The following is a 14,460-nucleotide window of genomic DNA, read 5'->3' on the forward strand; positions in this document are numbered from 1 at the left end:
ACTTTCGATGTAGGCCAGATAAGTGAGCGACACCTGGCAGTATGCTATGCATAGAGTATGGCCTGTACACGCCAGTTATCAGGCTGTTGTTCTTCATACATTTGAATGATCCGATACCATGAGGCACCTTGTTCATCCGCTTTTAACGCCACAACGCGTTCCACATCCTGTGGATTTCCTGCAATGTTGCTGACAGAGATCAGTCCTATTTCGTTCAGACCCGTGACACAGTCAGCACTGGCGAACTCGGCAGGCTGTGCCGTGGTATCCACCAGTCCGGCAGAAAGCAGCAGTGAGGATAAGGCAAGTGATTGTTTCATCGTCAGCTCCATTATTCGTACCCCTACACGTGGCAGGGCATTCCATCGCGATAATAAACCTCAAGCTCCCTGCTGTTGGTTTATTGTGCACAGGTAAACGCATAGGGGCGCAAAGCAATGTAAAGCTGACTAAATTTCAATCCCGTGTTATTTACGATATAAAATGGCTTGTGAATACCATTGGCCCGTTACCACGGTTTCATCAACCAGTAATACAACGTAATAATCAGCTTTAGCCGCGGCAGCTTTGGCACGAATCTCTGCCAGCGCATCATCTGGAGAGCCTCTCACCAGCGCATTGACTGTCCCCATTCGCTGTAACCCCTGGCTCTGGTCACGGCGGATTTCTTGCGGATGGTCTGCGACAGGTGGCGCGGGTTGTGGCGTCCCCTGTAGCACGCTACAGGCGCTTAAAAACATAACCAGCATCAAAGAGGCAAACCGACGCATAACTCTATCTCGTTTCCTGATAGCCATAGTGTAGTGCCTTATTAATTTCCCTTTAGGGGAATGTTCCCGAAATGTTATCTCTCGCGCGATTTTCGAATGAAAATGTTGCGAAAGCGTAACCTAGTTCTCAACATTATGAATCATTGCCGAACACATTCACTTGCGTTAAGTATTTCTCCATGGCATACCGGAAAGAAAGAGGCGACAAATGATAGAAATTGAAACACGGCAACTGGCTGGTATTCCTGTCCTGCACGCATTTCCTGCTGGTCAACACGACCTTTCACTTCCCAGCATTATCTTTTATCACGGGTTCACTTCTTCCAGCCTGGTTTACAGCTATTTTGCCGTCGCTCTGGCACAGGCCGGGTTCCGGGTTGTTATGCCCGAAGCACCCGATCATGGTGCGCGGTTCAGTGGTGATACGCAGGGTAGAATGTACCGCTTCTGGCAGATTTTGCAGCAAAACATGCAGGAATTTACGGCGTTACGTGCGGCGCTGGTGGCAGAGAATTGGATATTAGATGAACGTCTTGCTATCGCGGGCGCCTCAATGGGTGGTATGACGGCACTGGGTATTATGGCGCGATATCCCGAGGTTAAATGTGCAGCCAGCCTGATGGGTTCGGGCTATTTTACCCACCTTGCCCATACGCTTTTTCCACCTTTATTCGTGCAGACGCCAGAGCAGCAGACGGAGTTCGATACGATAATAGCTCCGCTCGCTGAGTGGGATGTGACGCATCAGTTGGACCGACTGGCCGACAGACCGCTTTTATTGTGGCATGGACAGGATGACGATGTGGTCCCGGCCGTTGAAACCTTACGCTTACAACAGGCGTTGATTCAGGCAGGTCTGGATAAAAATCTGACCTGCCTGTGGGAAGCTGGCGTGCGCCACCGTATCACGCCAGAAGCGCTGGCAGCGACGGTATCATTTTTCCGCCAACATCTCTAAACGCGCAAAATGTTTACACCCTGCGCTTCGAGCTGTTGCAAGATCTCAGGGTTCGCATTTTTACCGGTAATCAGCATATCGATTTGATCGGCACGGCTGAATAACATACCTGCACGTTCACCCACTTTACTGCTATCGACCAGTACTACCAGTTTGCCGACTACGCTAAGCATCTTCTGTTCTGCCATCGCGGTCAGCATGTCAGTTTTATACAGCCCGTCAGCGGTAAGTCCTTTGCCGCTGGTAAACATCCAGTGCCCGGCGTACAGGCTATTCTCGCTGCCCTGCGGGCTAAGTGTGATGGACTGGCTCTTGTTATATTGCCCGCCCATGATGATTACGCTCTCATGCTCCTGGTCGATCAGATAATTTGCCAGCGGCAGATAATTAGTAATGATCTGCACCGGCTTGCCACACATTTCCCGCCCAAGCAGGAATGCAGTGGATCCACAGTTGATCACCACGCTTTCGCCTGGATTGATCAGTTGTGACGCTGCCTTGGCTATGCGTACCTTCTCGTCATGATTCTGTGCCTGGTGCAGATTCATCGGCGTCCAGCGTGGCCGCTGTTGAGTAATGGCTTCTGCGCCGTTACGAACTTTTTTAAGCTTGCCGTTTTCGTCAAGTTTGTTGATATCCCGACGTGCCGTAGCGGGTGAGATTCCTAAGCGTTCTACGACATTTTCAACGGTCACAAAGCCCAGCTGTGCCAGCATATCGAGTAGAATTTGATGTCTTTGTGCTTCAGTCATGAGCTATTCCGATACAAAATGATTTTTTAAGATGATATTTGAAATAGCCTGAAAATACTAAAGTAAATATAGAAAAATGCCGGGAAAAACCCGGCATCATAGCGATTAGAGGAAGGATTTAAACGGCAGATCCGGCTCGATTGTAAAACAGTCGTCAAAACCGCGTGGATAGTGATATTCAAAGTTATCTTTATCCAGCGGCCAGGTGAACTTGCCGCCAACCTGCCAGATAAACGGCTTGAAGCCATACTTCAACCGATCTTTTTTCATCTCCCACAGAACACGGATCTCTTGCGGATCGGCCTGGAAGTTTGACCAGATATCATGGTGGAACGGGATCACCACTTTGGTATTTAACGCTTCCGCCATACGCAGCATGTCGGAGCTGGTCATCTTGTCGGTAATGCCGCGCGGGTTTTCGCCATAGGAACCCAGTGCCACATCTATCTGATGTTCATTGCCGTGTTTTGCGTAGTAGTTGGAGTAGTGGGAGTCTCCGCTGTGATACAGCGTACCGCCCGGCGTTTTGAACAGGTAGTTAACGGCACGCATATCCATGCCGTCTGGAAGGACGCCGGCCGCTTTTTGATCGACTGGCAGTGTGATCAGCGCTGTGCGGTCAAATGCATCAAGAGCATGAATTTCAATGTCTTTTATTTTAACAACGTCACCCGGTTTCACTACGATGCAGCGTTCTTTTGGCACACCCCAGCCGATCCACAGATCCACGCAGGTTTGCGGCCCGATAAATGGTACATCGTCGGCACAGTTCTGCATGACGGCCGCAGCAACGTTAACGTCAATGTGATCGTTATGATCGTGAGTGGCCAGTACTGCGTCGATCTGGCGAATAGCGAAAGGATCGAGCACAAATGGCGTGGTGCGCAGGTTTGGCTGCAATTTCTTTACTCCGGCCATACGCTGCATCTGATGCCCGGTTTTCATCAGCGGATTACCGTGGCTCTGCTTACCTGTCCCGCACCAAAAATCGACACAGACATTAGCCCCACCTTCTGATTTCAGCCAGATCCCGGTACAACCTAACCACCACATGGCAAAGGTGCCTGGTGCAACCTGCTCCTGTTCGATCTCTTCATTCAGCCAGCTTCCCCACTCCGGGAACGTGCTCAGGATCCATGATTCACGCGTGATGCTTTTTACTTTACTCATCGCATTTACCTTCATGTTTGTTCAGATTGAATCAAAGTGTGATTTGTTTTGATTAATCCTGACACTATTTTTTCACGTTGGCAATGACTTGTTTTTCGCGATCAGCATCTCTGACAGAGTGTAATTACGAGGGAATTACGCGAGGTTTTATTTGGGGTATTTTATTATTTATTTGATTTTATTGCACTTAATCGTGATTTAAGTTGATGGTGATTAATCCTTTCCTGATCTATAGGAATTATTTGCGTGGTGCGTCACATTTAATCAAATTCAATCTTGTTGTGATTACTTTTGAAAATTAGAGTGAGGGTACAACATTCGGGTATCAACAAAACCCGGCAACTTCGTTTACTGGAGATCGTTATGGAGATCCTCTACAACATCTTTACCGTCTTTTTTAATCAGGTAATGACCAATGCTCCGCTGCTGTTGGGTATTGTGACCTGTCTTGGCTACATCCTGCTGCGTAAGAGCGTCAGCGTGATTATCAAAGGCACGATCAAAACAATCATCGGTTTTATGTTGTTGCAGGCGGGGTCCGGCATCCTGACCAGCACCTTTAAACCAGTGGTGGCGAAGATGTCTGAGGTTTATGGCATCAACGGCGCGATTTCAGATACCTACGCCTCAATGATGGCGACCATTGAACGTATGGGCGATGCCTATAGTTGGGTAGGCTACGCCGTGTTATTGGCGCTGGCGCTGAACATTTGTTACGTCCTGCTGCGGCGTATTACCGGTATCCGCACTATCATGTTGACCGGCCACATCATGTTCCAGCAAGCGGGGCTGATTGCGGTCTCTTTCTACATCTTCGGTTACCCGATGTGGACCACCATTATCTGTACCGCGGTGCTGGTGTCGCTCTACTGGGGCATTACCTCCAACATGATGTACAAGCCGACCCAGGAAGTCACCGACGGTTGCGGCTTCTCCATTGGTCACCAGCAGCAATTCGCTTCGTGGATGGCTTACAAACTCGCGCCATATCTGGGTAAAAAAGAAGAGAGCGTCGAAGATCTTAAGCTGCCTGGCTGGCTGAATATCTTCCATGACAACATCGTTTCTACAGCCATTGTGATGACCATTTTCTTTGGAGCGATCCTGCTTTCCTTCGGTATTGATGTTGTCCAGGCGATGGCGGGTAAAACCCACTGGACTATCTATATCCTGCAAACTGGTTTCTCGTTCGCGGTCGCGATCTTCATCATCACCCAGGGCGTACGTATGTTCGTTGCTGAACTTTCAGAAGCGTTCAATGGTATTTCTCAACGCCTTATTCCCGGCGCAGTACTGGCGATTGACTGTGCGGCGATTTATAGCTTTGCACCAAATGCGGTGGTCTGGGGTTTTATGTGGGGCACCATCGGCCAGTTGATCGCCGTCGGTATCCTGGTGGGTTTCGGCTCATCCATTCTGATAATCCCTGGCTTTATCCCAATGTTCTTCTCTAACGCCACTATTGGTGTGTTTGCTAACCACTTTGGCGGCTGGCGTGCGGCGCTCAAAATTTGTCTTGTGATGGGGATGATCGAAATCTTTGGCTGCGTCTGGGCGGTGAAACTCACCGGCATGAGCGCCTGGATGGGGATGGCGGATTGGTCGATTCTGGCTCCACCGATGATGCAGGGCTTTGCCTCACTCGGACTGATTTTTATGGCCGTCATGATTCTGATTTCACTGGCTTATATGTTTTTCGCAGGGCGCACATTGCGCGCTGAGGAAGATGCAGAAAAACAACTGGCAGGACAATCTGCCTAATAAGGAGTTCCGATTATGACCGTACGTATTCTGGCTGTGTGTGGCAATGGGCAAGGCAGTTCCATGATCATGAAAATGAAAGTGGATCAGTTTTTAACCCAGTCAAATATTGACCATACGGTGAACAGTTGCGCGGTGGGTGAATACAAAAGCGAGCTGAGCGGCGCAGATATCATCATCGCCTCTACCCATATCGCCGGTGAAATCACTGTTTCCGGCAACAAATATGTCGTTGGCGTACGCAATATGCTATCGCCAGCCGATTTTGGTCCAAAGCTGCTGGAAGTGATCAAAGAACATTTTCCGCAGGATGTGAAGTAAGGACGCCATATGAAATTACGTGATTCATTAGCGGACAATAACGCCATCCTTTTGCAGGCTGATGCCAGCACCTGGCAGGAAGCCGTAAAGCTGGGCGTCGATCTGCTGGTTAAGGCCGATGTTGTCGAACCGCGTTACTACCAGGCGATTCTCGACGGCGTAGAGCAGTTTGGCCCGTATTTTGTGATAGCACCTGGTCTGGCTATGCCTCATGGCCGCCCGGAGGAAGGTGTGAAGAAAACCGGGTTTGCCCTGGTTACGCTGAAAACACCGCTGGTGTTTAACCACGAAGATAACGACCCGGTTGATATTCTGATCACCATGGCGGCAGTGGATGCCAACACGCATCAGGAGGTTGGCATCATGCAGATTGTTAATCTGTTTGAAGATGAAGCCAATTTTGATCGTTTACGTGCCTGCCGCACCGCGCAGGAAGTACTGGATTTAATTGATAACGCCACTGCGGCGGCTGCTTAAAAGGAACACTAAAATGTCATTACCTATGTTGCAGGTAGCGCTGGATAATCAAACGATGGCTTCCGCGTATGAAACAACACGCCTGATTGCAGATGAAGTGGACATCATTGAAGTTGGTACGATTCTCTGTGTCGCTGAAGGCGTGCGTGCGGTTCGCGATCTTAAAGCGCTGTATCCGCATAAAATCGTACTGGCGGATGCCAAAATTGCCGATGCAGGCAAAATTCTTTCTCGTATGTGCTTTGAAGCCAACGCTGACTGGGTGACTGTGATCTGCTGTGCGGATATCAACACCACCAAAGGTGCGCTGGATGTGGCGAAAGAATTCAATGGCGATGTACAGATTGAACTGACCGGTTACTGGACCTGGGAACAGGCGCAGGAATGGCGTGACGCGGGCATTGGACAGGTTGTGTATCACCGTAGTCGCGATGCACAGGCCGCAGGTGTGGCGTGGGGGGACGCAGATATCAGCGCCATCAAACGTCTGGCCGATATGGGCTTCAAAGTCACCGTTACCGGCGGTCTGGCGCTGGAGGATCTACCGCTGTTCAAAGGCATTCCAATCCATGTTTTTATCGCCGGTCGCAGCATTCGTGATGCAGCCTCACCGGTAGAAGCTGCTCGTCAGTTCAAACGTTCCATCGCCCAACTTTGGGGCTAAGGAGCGGTTATGTTGTCGAAACAGATCCCGCTCGGTATCTATGAAAAAGCGCTCCCCGTCGGGAAGTGCTGGCAAACGCGGCTGAATCTTGCCAGAGAACTGGGTTTTGATTTTGTTGAGATGTCTGTTGATGAAACAGACGACCGCCTGGCGCGCCTGGACTGGAGCAGTGAGCAGCGTCTGGCGCTGGTAAGTGCGATTGCCGAAACCGGTGTGCGTGTCCCTTCCATGTGCCTGAGTGCGCATCGTCGTTTTCCGCTCGGTAGCGAAGATGACGCGGTGCGTGACCAGGGACTGGAGATCATGCGTAAAGCGATCCGATTTGCTCAGGATATTGGCATTCGCGTGATCCAACTGGCGGGTTACGACGTTTACTACCAGAAGGCCAATAACGAAACGCGTCGTCGTTTTCGCGATGGGCTGAAAGAGAGCGTGGAAATGGCGAGTCGTGCTCAGGTGACGCTGGCGATGGAGATTATGGATTATCCCCTGATGAACTCGATCAGCAAGGCGCTGGGTTATGCGCACTACCTGAACAATCCTTGGTTCCAGCTTTATCCTGATATTGGCAATCTGTCGGCGTGGGATAACGACGTGCAGATGGAATTACAGGCCGGGATAGGACATATCGTGGCGGTACACGTTAAAGACACCAAACCCGGTGTGTTCAAAAACGTGCCGTTTGGCGAGGGCGTGGTGGATTTCGAACGTTGTTTTGCGACACTCAAGCAGAGTGGGTATTGCGGGCCATACCTGATTGAGATGTGGAGTGAAACGGCAGATGATCCGGCACGAGAAGTGGCGAAAGCGCGTGATTGGGTGAAAGCGCGTATGGCAAGCGTTGGTCTGGTGGAGGCGGCGTAATGCAAAAGCTTAAACAGCAGGTGTTCGATGCCAACATGGATTTGCCGCGCTACGGACTGGTGACTTTTACCTGGGGTAACGTGAGTAGCATCGACCGCGAACGCGGGTGGGTAGTGATCAAACCCAGCGGTGTTGCTTATGAGGCCATGACCGCAGACGATATGGTTGTGGTCGATATGACAGGGAACGTGGTGGAAGGGCGTTATCGTCCTTCCTCTGATACTGCGACGCATTTGGCACTGTACCGCCGCTATCCGTCGCTCGGCGGCGTGGTGCATACCCACTCAACCCATGCGACGGCATGGGCGCAGGCGGGGCTGGCGATCCCGGCACTTGGCACTACGCATGCGGATTATTTCTTTGGCGATATTCCCTGCACCCGGGCGTTAAACGAAGAAGAGGTACAGAGCGAATATGAGCTGAACACCGGCAAGGTCATCATTGAAACTCTGGGGGACGTTGAACCGCTGCATACCCCAGGTGTGGTGGTGTATCAGCACGGTCCGTTTGCGTGGGGGAAAACTGCCCATGAGGCGGTACATAACGCAGTGGTGATGGAAGAGGTGGCGAAGATGGCGTGGATTGCGCGCGGCATCAACCCATGCCTCAATCCCATTGATGGCTACCTGATGAACAAACACTTCATGCGTAAGCACGGCCCGAACGCCTATTACGGACAGAAATAAACAAAACGCTCCGGAGCTAACGCTTTCAGGGGATGTTATCGATCAGCTCCGGATGCGTTTTACTGCAAAAAAAGCCCCCAATGAAGGGGGCAAGTCAAACTGTGGCAATGTTCTCGTTGGTTATTTCTGGATAGCTAGCGATAAATATCCGCGCTGGCGCGCATATTTCCGTTACTACCTGGCTCCCTGGTGAGGATTACGCGGTAGTAGGTAGCGCCTTGAGCATCTGTTTCTTCATTCAGGGCCTGATTGGCTTCACTTTCAGTGGCGAAGTTATGGTTTATGTAAATTACGCCTAAGCTCTGCACATCATCCATATTTCTGGCCTGATGATTGTCAATCTTGATGGCTGCTGTTGCACTTGCACTGAGCAAAAGTACAGCCAGAAGGGTCAAAACACGGGCTCGCATATGTACCTCCTCGACTGCGGTCTCTGGTTCGCTTTCTCCTGTGAGTAGATAACTTCTGATTTAATTTTAACCGTTACCGACGGAGTCGATAGCGACCATTTCTGATGCAGTTGTTCAAAAAATTACCGCATGCCTGTCTTTCCTTTAATTAACAGTTAGCTGATGTCTACCGCTGTGGTTAAAAATTCCTGTTTTCCAGGCATAACCTCTTACCAAATGGTCAATTTAACCGAATGAGTACGCCGTCTATAGTGAGCTGAAAAATAATATAACTTTATGATTATAAGGCAAAAACTTATGGATACTTCATTCATGGATTTCAGCTATTTCCTGATTATGTTTATGGTTGCGCTGGTAGCTGGTTTTATTAACGTAGTGTCGGGGGGCGGTGGGTTTCTCTCTATTGGCGCATTGTTGATTTCCGGTTTGCCGCCGGCCAACGCATTGGCGACCAATAAAATTCAGGCGTTGGGCAGTTCGCTCACCTCCGGGATTTATTTTTTACGCCGAGGGCATATCAATGTTCAGGAACACAAATATGTATTTTTATCTGCCTTTATTGGTTCTGCGCTGGGCACCACATTAATCCAGTTTATTGAGCCGGACCTGCTAAAAAAGTTGCTGCCGGTACTGATTATCGCCGTCGCCATCTATTTCATATTTGCCCCTAATCTCAGTGAACCGAAAAGAAAACAGCAGGTGTCACTGCTTCTTTTTTCACTTATCGGCGGTGGGTGCGTGGGTTTTTATGATGGGTTTCTTGGCGCTGGGGCCGGCTCTTTCTATACGCTCTGCTATATCCTGCTTTGGGGATACAGCATAGATAAGGCGCAAATCCACTCTAACTTTATTAATCTGGCATCGAACATCGCCTCGATTTTGTTTTTTATCTTCGGCGGTAAAATGATCTGGTCGCTCGGGCTGGTCATGTTCGTGGGACAATCCCTCGGTGCGCGCCTGGGGGCCACGGTGGTGCTGACGCGAGGAAAGAAAGTCATCAGACCGATGATTGTGATTGTCTCCATTTGCATCAGCGTCAAAATGCTGCTGGATATGTATTAATGACGCCATGATAAATAATCGAACAATCGCCTTGTGTTTGGCTGTAGGCGCAAGTATGATTACGCGTCAATTTTTCAGCCGACCTTTAACACGTTCCTTGCCTCCCCGGGCCTCGGCTGACCCAGACAGGAGGCTGAATAATCCGTAAGGAGCAATTCGATGCGTCATTACGAAATCGTTTTTATGGTCCATCCTGACCAGAGCGAACAGGTTCCGGGTATGATCGAACGCTACACTGGTGCAATCACTGCAGCAGAAGGCACGATCCACCGTCTGGAAGACTGGGGCCGCCGTCAGCTGGCTTACCCGATCAACAAACTGCACAAAGCTCACTACGTTCTGCTGAACGTTGAAGCGCCGCAGGAAGTTATCGATGAGCTGGAAACAAACTTCCGCTTCAACGATGCCGTTATCCGTAGCATGGTAATGCGTACTAAGCACGCTGTTACCGAAGCATCTCCGATGGTTAAAGCGAAAGACGAGCGTCGTGAACGTCGCGATGATTTCGCAAACGAAACCGCAGATGATGCAGATGCTGGGGATTCTGAAGAGTAATTTCTGATGACCAACCGTCTGGCGTTGTCCGGCACCGTGTGCAGGGCTCCCCTTCGAAAGGTCAGTCCATCAGGAATTCCTCATTGCCAGTTCGTGCTTGAGCATCGTTCTGTGCAGGAGGAAGCCGGTTTTCACCGGCAGGCATGGTGTCAAATGCCCGTTATTGTTAGCGGACACGAAAACCAGGCCATTACTCACAGTATAACGGTCGGTAGCGCAGTGACCGTTCAGGGGTTCATTTCTTGCCATAAGGCAAAGAACGGCCTGAGCAAAATGGTTCTGCATGCCGAGCAGATTGAATTGATAGATTCTGGAGACTAGCCATATGGCACGTTATTTCCGTCGTCGCAAGTTCTGCCGTTTCACCGCGGAAGGCGTTCAAGAGATCGACTATAAAGATATCGCTACGCTGAAAAACTACATCACCGAAAGCGGTAAGATTGTCCCAAGCCGTATCACCGGTACCCGTGCAAAATACCAGCGTCAGCTGGCTCGCGCTATCAAACGCGCTCGCTACCTGTCCCTGCTGCCGTACACTGATCGTCATCAGTAATCGGTCACGGTCCATTAATACGACTTTGAGAGGATAAGGTAATGCAAGTTATTCTGCTTGATAAAGTAGCAAACCTGGGTAGCCTGGGTGATCAGGTTAACGTTAAAGCGGGCTATGCTCGTAACTTCCTGGTACCACAGGGTAAAGCTGTTCCTGCTACCAAGAAAAACGTTGAATTTTTCGAAGCGCGTCGCGCTGAACTGGAAGCCAAACTGGCTGACGTTCTGTCTGCTGCTGAAGCTCGTGCTGAGAAAATCAACGCACTGGAAACCGTAACCATCGCGTCCAAAGCGGGCGATGAAGGTAAACTGTTCGGTTCCATCGGTACTCGCGACATCGCTGACGCTGTAACTGCAGCTGGCGTTGAAGTGGCTAAGAGCGAAGTTCGTCTGCCGAACGGTGTTCTGCGTACCACTGGTGAGCACGAAGTGAGCTTCCAGGTTCACAGCGAAGTGTTTGCTAAGCTGACTGTAAACGTAGTTGCAGAATAAGTTTTTATTCTGAAAACCGCGTAAAAGCGCCGGCCCTGTGCCGGCGTTTTGCTTTTCTCCCCCTCCTGTTTTTCGCTCTGGCTATTCTCTATCCTTTTCGGGATAATCGTAAAAATAAAACATTATTTCAAAGTGGTGATGGAATGGAAACAACGCACCAACCTCTGTTTGCGCGTAAAAACGTAGTCTATCTGAGCGCGGCGTTCTGCTGCCTGCTCTGGGGAAGTGCCTATCCGGCGATAAAAAGCGGGTATGAGATCTTCCAGATTGCCACGGATGACATTCCGTCGAAAATTGTCTTTGCCGGATACCGCTTCTTGTTTGCGGGATTATTACTACTGTTGCTGGCTATGATGCAGCGTAAACCTATCGGCAGGTTAAGCCCACGCCAGTTTGGACAGCTCACGCTGCTGGGACTGACGCAGACCTCACTGCAATACATCTTCTTTTACATCGGTCTGGCGTTCACGACGGGTGTGAAAGGCTCAATCATGAACGCCACTGGCACGTTCTTTAGCGTACTGCTGGCCCACTTTATCTACCAGAATGACAAGCTGAGCTACAACAAGGCGCTGGGCTGTATCCTGGGCTTTACCGGTGTGATGGTGGTGAACTTTAACAGTGGCCTGATGGACTTTAGCTTTAGTCTGTTAGGGGATGGCTCGGTGGTGCTGGCAGCCTTTATTCTCTCTGCCGCCACGCTTTACGGTAAACGTATTTCTCAGACAGTGGATCCGACGGTGATGACAGGCTATCAACTGGGGATAGGCGGTCTGGCATTGGTTATCGGGGGCTATGCTTTCGGTGGGACGCTGACCGTACACGGTTCGTCTTCGGTGGCGATTCTTGGCTACCTGACGCTGCTCTCTTCGGTGGCGTTCGCATTGTGGAGCATCTTGCTCAAGTACAATCGTGTAGGGATGATCGCTCCGTTTAACTTTCTTATTCCCGTTTCGGGAGCGGTGCTGTCGGCGATCTTCCTCGGCGAGAATATTCTGGAGTGGAAATACGCGGTTGCGCTGGTGCTGGTCTGTTCGGGGATTTGGTGGGTGAATAAGGTCAGTAAAGTGCGCAAACCACAGAATGCCTGATAACGTGGCGCTTATCAGGCCGATGCCAGTCCGGGTGAGGCATTGACGTCGCCACCCGGACTAAAAATTACCGTGCGCGAATAAAGCTGCCGTTGGGTTGGCGGGTAAACAGCACCTGCTGACCATTACCGGTATCGATAGTTAAACCCGTCACCACTCCATTGGCATTCTGCCTGATCTGTATCATCTGACCATTTTTCAGATTACTCAGCGGTTTTCCTGCCCCCTCGACCTGTGCCATAGCATACACATCGGTTGGTGGAAGGTTATGATCGCGGAATACCTGCGCCAGCGTTTTGCCTGAATCTACGCGATAGGTGCGCCATTGCTGGTCAATCCCGCTATCCTGCTGAAAAGGCTGCGTCTGGGGCTGAGATTGTTGAGCCTGCGGCTGTACGTCTGGTTCTCCTTCCTGGATCGGTTCCGGCGCAACCGGAGCGACCTGGCCAGGATCGTTTTGCGGGGCAACCAGCTGTGCCTGAAGCTGAGCCTCAGTCGGCGGCTGTGATTGCGACTGGAAATCCAGTTGTGCATCACGTGTGACCACTGGAGTATCGCTGGAGTCATTAGAAGGGAGCAGGAAACCTATCACCAGCACGATTGCAGCAGCAATGATGCCACGGCGATGCATAGGCGGTAGCGGGTCCATAATGCGAAAATTGTCCGGTGCATGCCAGATTTTCGCCAGGGTTGGTTTTAATTCAAAGCGCCCGGGCATGGCTTTCCTCCTGCTCCGCTTATCGTTCCTCGATCATAGAGTATAGATGGCTAACGCTATGATGTTCGTCATAATACCCTTCATGCTTCGCGTTGCCGGTGTGTTGGCTGCTCTCACTCACCCTAATTACTTATAAATGTAAGCTCATCGGGATTCGTTCGCCTGCCTGCACTCGAATTTTTCAGGGTATACATCCGCTTTCGTGATATTGATGCGGAATATAGCCATTGTTTCTTTTTCCTCGCGATTTGTCATCTCTTCCTGATACAAAGTTTTACCGGATGCGGCATGGCTGATATGCTGCCCGCTACTTTACATCCGATGAAAGGAAATATGATGGCCACCCCGACTTTTGACACTATCGAAGCGCAAGCAAGCTACGGCATTGGTTTGCAGGTTGGACAGCAACTGAGCGAATCCGGTCTGGAAGGGCTGTTACCTGAAGCGCTGGTCGCTGGTATTGCTGATGCGCTGGAAGGCAAACACCCAGCTGTGCCTGTTGACGTTGTGCACCGCGCACTGCGTGAAATCCACGAACGTGCAGATGCGGTACGTCGTGAACGTTTCCAGGCTATGGCCGCCGATGGCGTCAAATATCTGGAAGAAAACCGTGAGAAAGACGGTGTGAACAGCACTGAATCCGGTCTGCAGTTCCGTGTTCTGACTCAGGGTGAAGGTGCAATTCCGGCGCGTACCGACCGCGTACGTGTGCACTATACCGGTAAACTGATTGACGGTACTGTGTTTGACAGTTCTGTCGCTCGTGGTGAGCCGGCTGAATTCCCGGTTAATGGCGTGATCCCAGGCTGGATTGAAGCGCTGACCCTGATGCCGGTGGGTTCCAAATGGGAACTGACTATTCCTCAGGAACTGGCTTATGGCGAGCGTGGCGCTGGCGCGTCCATTCCTCCGTTCAGCACGCTGGTGTTCGAGGTTGAGCTGCTCGAGATCCTGTAAGCAGTGACTTCTGTTCCCCTCAGGATTGAGGGGAGCGGAAAATTAGTTTTAAAACCTATAGTTGTAACAGTATCGATATTTTATCTTGCAAATGACGTTCTTGCGTGTATTTTTGTGAGCTAATTCGCGGTATCAGAGTGATATGACACTCACTTTAAACATTAAATTAACATTATATCTAAATCTTAGTATTCATCCCG

Annotated in this window: 20 protein-coding genes; 14 read left to right on the forward strand and 6 right to left on the reverse strand. The window is 50.4% G+C overall.

Annotated elements, in window-relative coordinates; genetic code table 11:
- Positions 1 to 44: 44 nt before the first annotated feature.
- The gene (gene yjfN, locus OH663_RS16260; RefSeq protein WP_136345327.1) at positions 45 to 320 is read right to left on the reverse strand and encodes a DUF1471 family protease activator YjfN; all 276 of its coding nucleotides are present in this window, start codon (positions 318 to 320) and stop codon (positions 45 to 47) included.
- Between the two features lie 147 nt (positions 321 to 467).
- On the reverse strand, positions 468 to 797 hold the full coding sequence (gene bsmA / locus OH663_RS16265) for a biofilm peroxide resistance protein BsmA (RefSeq protein WP_071828881.1): 330 nt from the start codon (positions 795 to 797) through the stop codon (positions 468 to 470).
- Positions 798 to 978: 181 nt separating this feature from the next.
- On the opposite strand from bsmA, the gene yjfP reads away from it, so the two are divergent.
- Positions 979 to 1,728, forward strand: coding sequence for an esterase (gene yjfP, locus OH663_RS16270; RefSeq protein ID WP_200012440.1), 750 nt, complete (start codon positions 979 to 981; stop codon positions 1,726 to 1,728).
- On the opposite strand, the gene ulaR is transcribed toward yjfP, so the two are convergent.
- The gene (ulaR, locus tag OH663_RS16275; RefSeq protein WP_045438991.1) at positions 1,725 to 2,480 is read right to left on the reverse strand and encodes an HTH-type transcriptional regulator UlaR; all 756 of its coding nucleotides are present in this window, start codon (positions 2,478 to 2,480) and stop codon (positions 1,725 to 1,727) included. The two genes, yjfP and ulaR, sit on opposite strands and share 4 nt — an antisense overlap.
- 105 nt (positions 2,481 to 2,585) lie before the next feature.
- Positions 2,586 to 3,650 carry an L-ascorbate 6-phosphate lactonase gene (gene ulaG / locus OH663_RS16280; RefSeq protein ID WP_200012443.1) on the reverse strand — a complete coding sequence of 355 codons (1,065 nt, stop codon included), beginning with the start codon at positions 3,648 to 3,650 and terminating at the stop codon, positions 2,586 to 2,588.
- 363 nt (positions 3,651 to 4,013) lie between these two features.
- Here ulaG and ulaA point away from each other — a divergent pair, with 363 nt between their 5' ends.
- The 6 genes from ulaA to OH663_RS16310 are packed head-to-tail and all read left to right on the forward strand — an operon-like array spanning position 4,014 to position 8,423.
- Positions 4,014 to 5,411, forward strand: coding sequence for a PTS ascorbate transporter subunit IIC (gene ulaA / locus OH663_RS16285; protein ID WP_045438997.1), 1,398 nt, complete (start codon positions 4,014 to 4,016; stop codon positions 5,409 to 5,411).
- Between the two features lie 15 nt (positions 5,412 to 5,426).
- Positions 5,427 to 5,732 (forward strand): PTS ascorbate transporter subunit IIB, encoded by a 306-nt coding sequence (ulaB, locus tag OH663_RS16290; protein ID WP_045439008.1) that lies wholly within the window; start codon positions 5,427 to 5,429, stop codon positions 5,730 to 5,732.
- Between the two features lie 9 nt (positions 5,733 to 5,741).
- On the forward strand, positions 5,742 to 6,209 hold the full coding sequence (gene ulaC / locus OH663_RS16295) for a PTS ascorbate transporter subunit IIA (RefSeq protein WP_045439010.1): 468 nt from the start codon (positions 5,742 to 5,744) through the stop codon (positions 6,207 to 6,209).
- Positions 6,210 to 6,222: 13 nt separating this feature from the next.
- Positions 6,223 to 6,873, forward strand: coding sequence for a 3-keto-L-gulonate-6-phosphate decarboxylase UlaD (gene ulaD / locus OH663_RS16300; protein ID WP_045439012.1), 651 nt, complete (start codon positions 6,223 to 6,225; stop codon positions 6,871 to 6,873).
- 9 nt (positions 6,874 to 6,882) lie between these two features.
- The gene (locus tag OH663_RS16305; protein ID WP_200012446.1) at positions 6,883 to 7,737 is read left to right on the forward strand and encodes an L-ribulose-5-phosphate 3-epimerase; all 855 of its coding nucleotides are present in this window, start codon (positions 6,883 to 6,885) and stop codon (positions 7,735 to 7,737) included.
- A complete protein-coding gene (locus OH663_RS16310) occupies positions 7,737 to 8,423 on the forward strand; it encodes an L-ribulose-5-phosphate 4-epimerase (protein ID WP_200012449.1) in 687 nt (228 codons plus the stop codon). The genes OH663_RS16305 and OH663_RS16310 overlap by 1 nt, the downstream gene beginning before the upstream one ends.
- A gap of 134 nt (positions 8,424 to 8,557) precedes the next feature.
- Here the strand turns inward: OH663_RS16310 and yjfY are convergent, their stop codons facing one another.
- Positions 8,558 to 8,833 (reverse strand): DUF1471 family protein YjfY, encoded by a 276-nt coding sequence (gene yjfY / locus OH663_RS16315; protein WP_200012452.1) that lies wholly within the window; start codon positions 8,831 to 8,833, stop codon positions 8,558 to 8,560.
- A gap of 297 nt (positions 8,834 to 9,130) precedes the next feature.
- Between yjfY and OH663_RS16320 the strand changes: the two genes are divergently transcribed.
- From OH663_RS16320 to OH663_RS16345, 6 genes are all read left to right on the forward strand, one after another.
- A complete protein-coding gene (locus OH663_RS16320; RefSeq protein ID WP_045439023.1) occupies positions 9,131 to 9,895 on the forward strand; it encodes a TSUP family transporter in 765 nt (254 codons plus the stop codon).
- Positions 9,896 to 10,054: 159 nt separating this feature from the next.
- Positions 10,055 to 10,450: a 30S ribosomal protein S6 gene (rpsF, locus tag OH663_RS16325; protein ID WP_006686337.1), complete on the forward strand. Its 396-nt coding sequence runs from the start codon at positions 10,055 to 10,057 to the stop codon at positions 10,448 to 10,450.
- A 6-nt stretch (positions 10,451 to 10,456) separates the two neighbouring features.
- Positions 10,457 to 10,771 carry a primosomal replication protein N gene (priB, locus tag OH663_RS16330; RefSeq protein WP_006686338.1) on the forward strand — a complete coding sequence of 105 codons (315 nt, stop codon included), beginning with the start codon at positions 10,457 to 10,459 and terminating at the stop codon, positions 10,769 to 10,771.
- A 4-nt stretch (positions 10,772 to 10,775) separates the two neighbouring features.
- On the forward strand, positions 10,776 to 11,003 hold the full coding sequence (gene rpsR, locus OH663_RS16335; RefSeq protein WP_000135199.1) for a 30S ribosomal protein S18: 228 nt from the start codon (positions 10,776 to 10,778) through the stop codon (positions 11,001 to 11,003).
- Between the two features lie 41 nt (positions 11,004 to 11,044).
- A complete protein-coding gene (rplI, locus tag OH663_RS16340) occupies positions 11,045 to 11,494 on the forward strand; it encodes a 50S ribosomal protein L9 (protein ID WP_003025676.1) in 450 nt (149 codons plus the stop codon).
- Positions 11,495 to 11,637: 143 nt separating this feature from the next.
- Positions 11,638 to 12,585: a DMT family transporter gene (locus OH663_RS16345; protein ID WP_045439029.1), complete on the forward strand. Its 948-nt coding sequence runs from the start codon at positions 11,638 to 11,640 to the stop codon at positions 12,583 to 12,585.
- Positions 12,586 to 12,652: 67 nt separating this feature from the next.
- Here the strand turns inward: OH663_RS16345 and OH663_RS16350 are convergent, their stop codons facing one another.
- On the reverse strand, positions 12,653 to 13,303 hold the full coding sequence (locus OH663_RS16350) for an OapA family protein (protein ID WP_045439032.1): 651 nt from the start codon (positions 13,301 to 13,303) through the stop codon (positions 12,653 to 12,655).
- Between the two features lie 336 nt (positions 13,304 to 13,639).
- Here OH663_RS16350 and fklB point away from each other — a divergent pair, with 336 nt between their 5' ends.
- Positions 13,640 to 14,260 (forward strand): FKBP-type peptidyl-prolyl cis-trans isomerase, encoded by a 621-nt coding sequence (gene fklB / locus OH663_RS16355; protein ID WP_045449404.1) that lies wholly within the window; start codon positions 13,640 to 13,642, stop codon positions 14,258 to 14,260.
- The last annotated feature ends 200 nt before the right edge of the window (positions 14,261 to 14,460 follow it).

This window comes from Citrobacter sp. Marseille-Q5395, assembly GCF_947057495.1.
Lineage (GTDB): Bacteria > Pseudomonadota > Gammaproteobacteria > Enterobacterales > Enterobacteriaceae > Citrobacter > Citrobacter murliniae.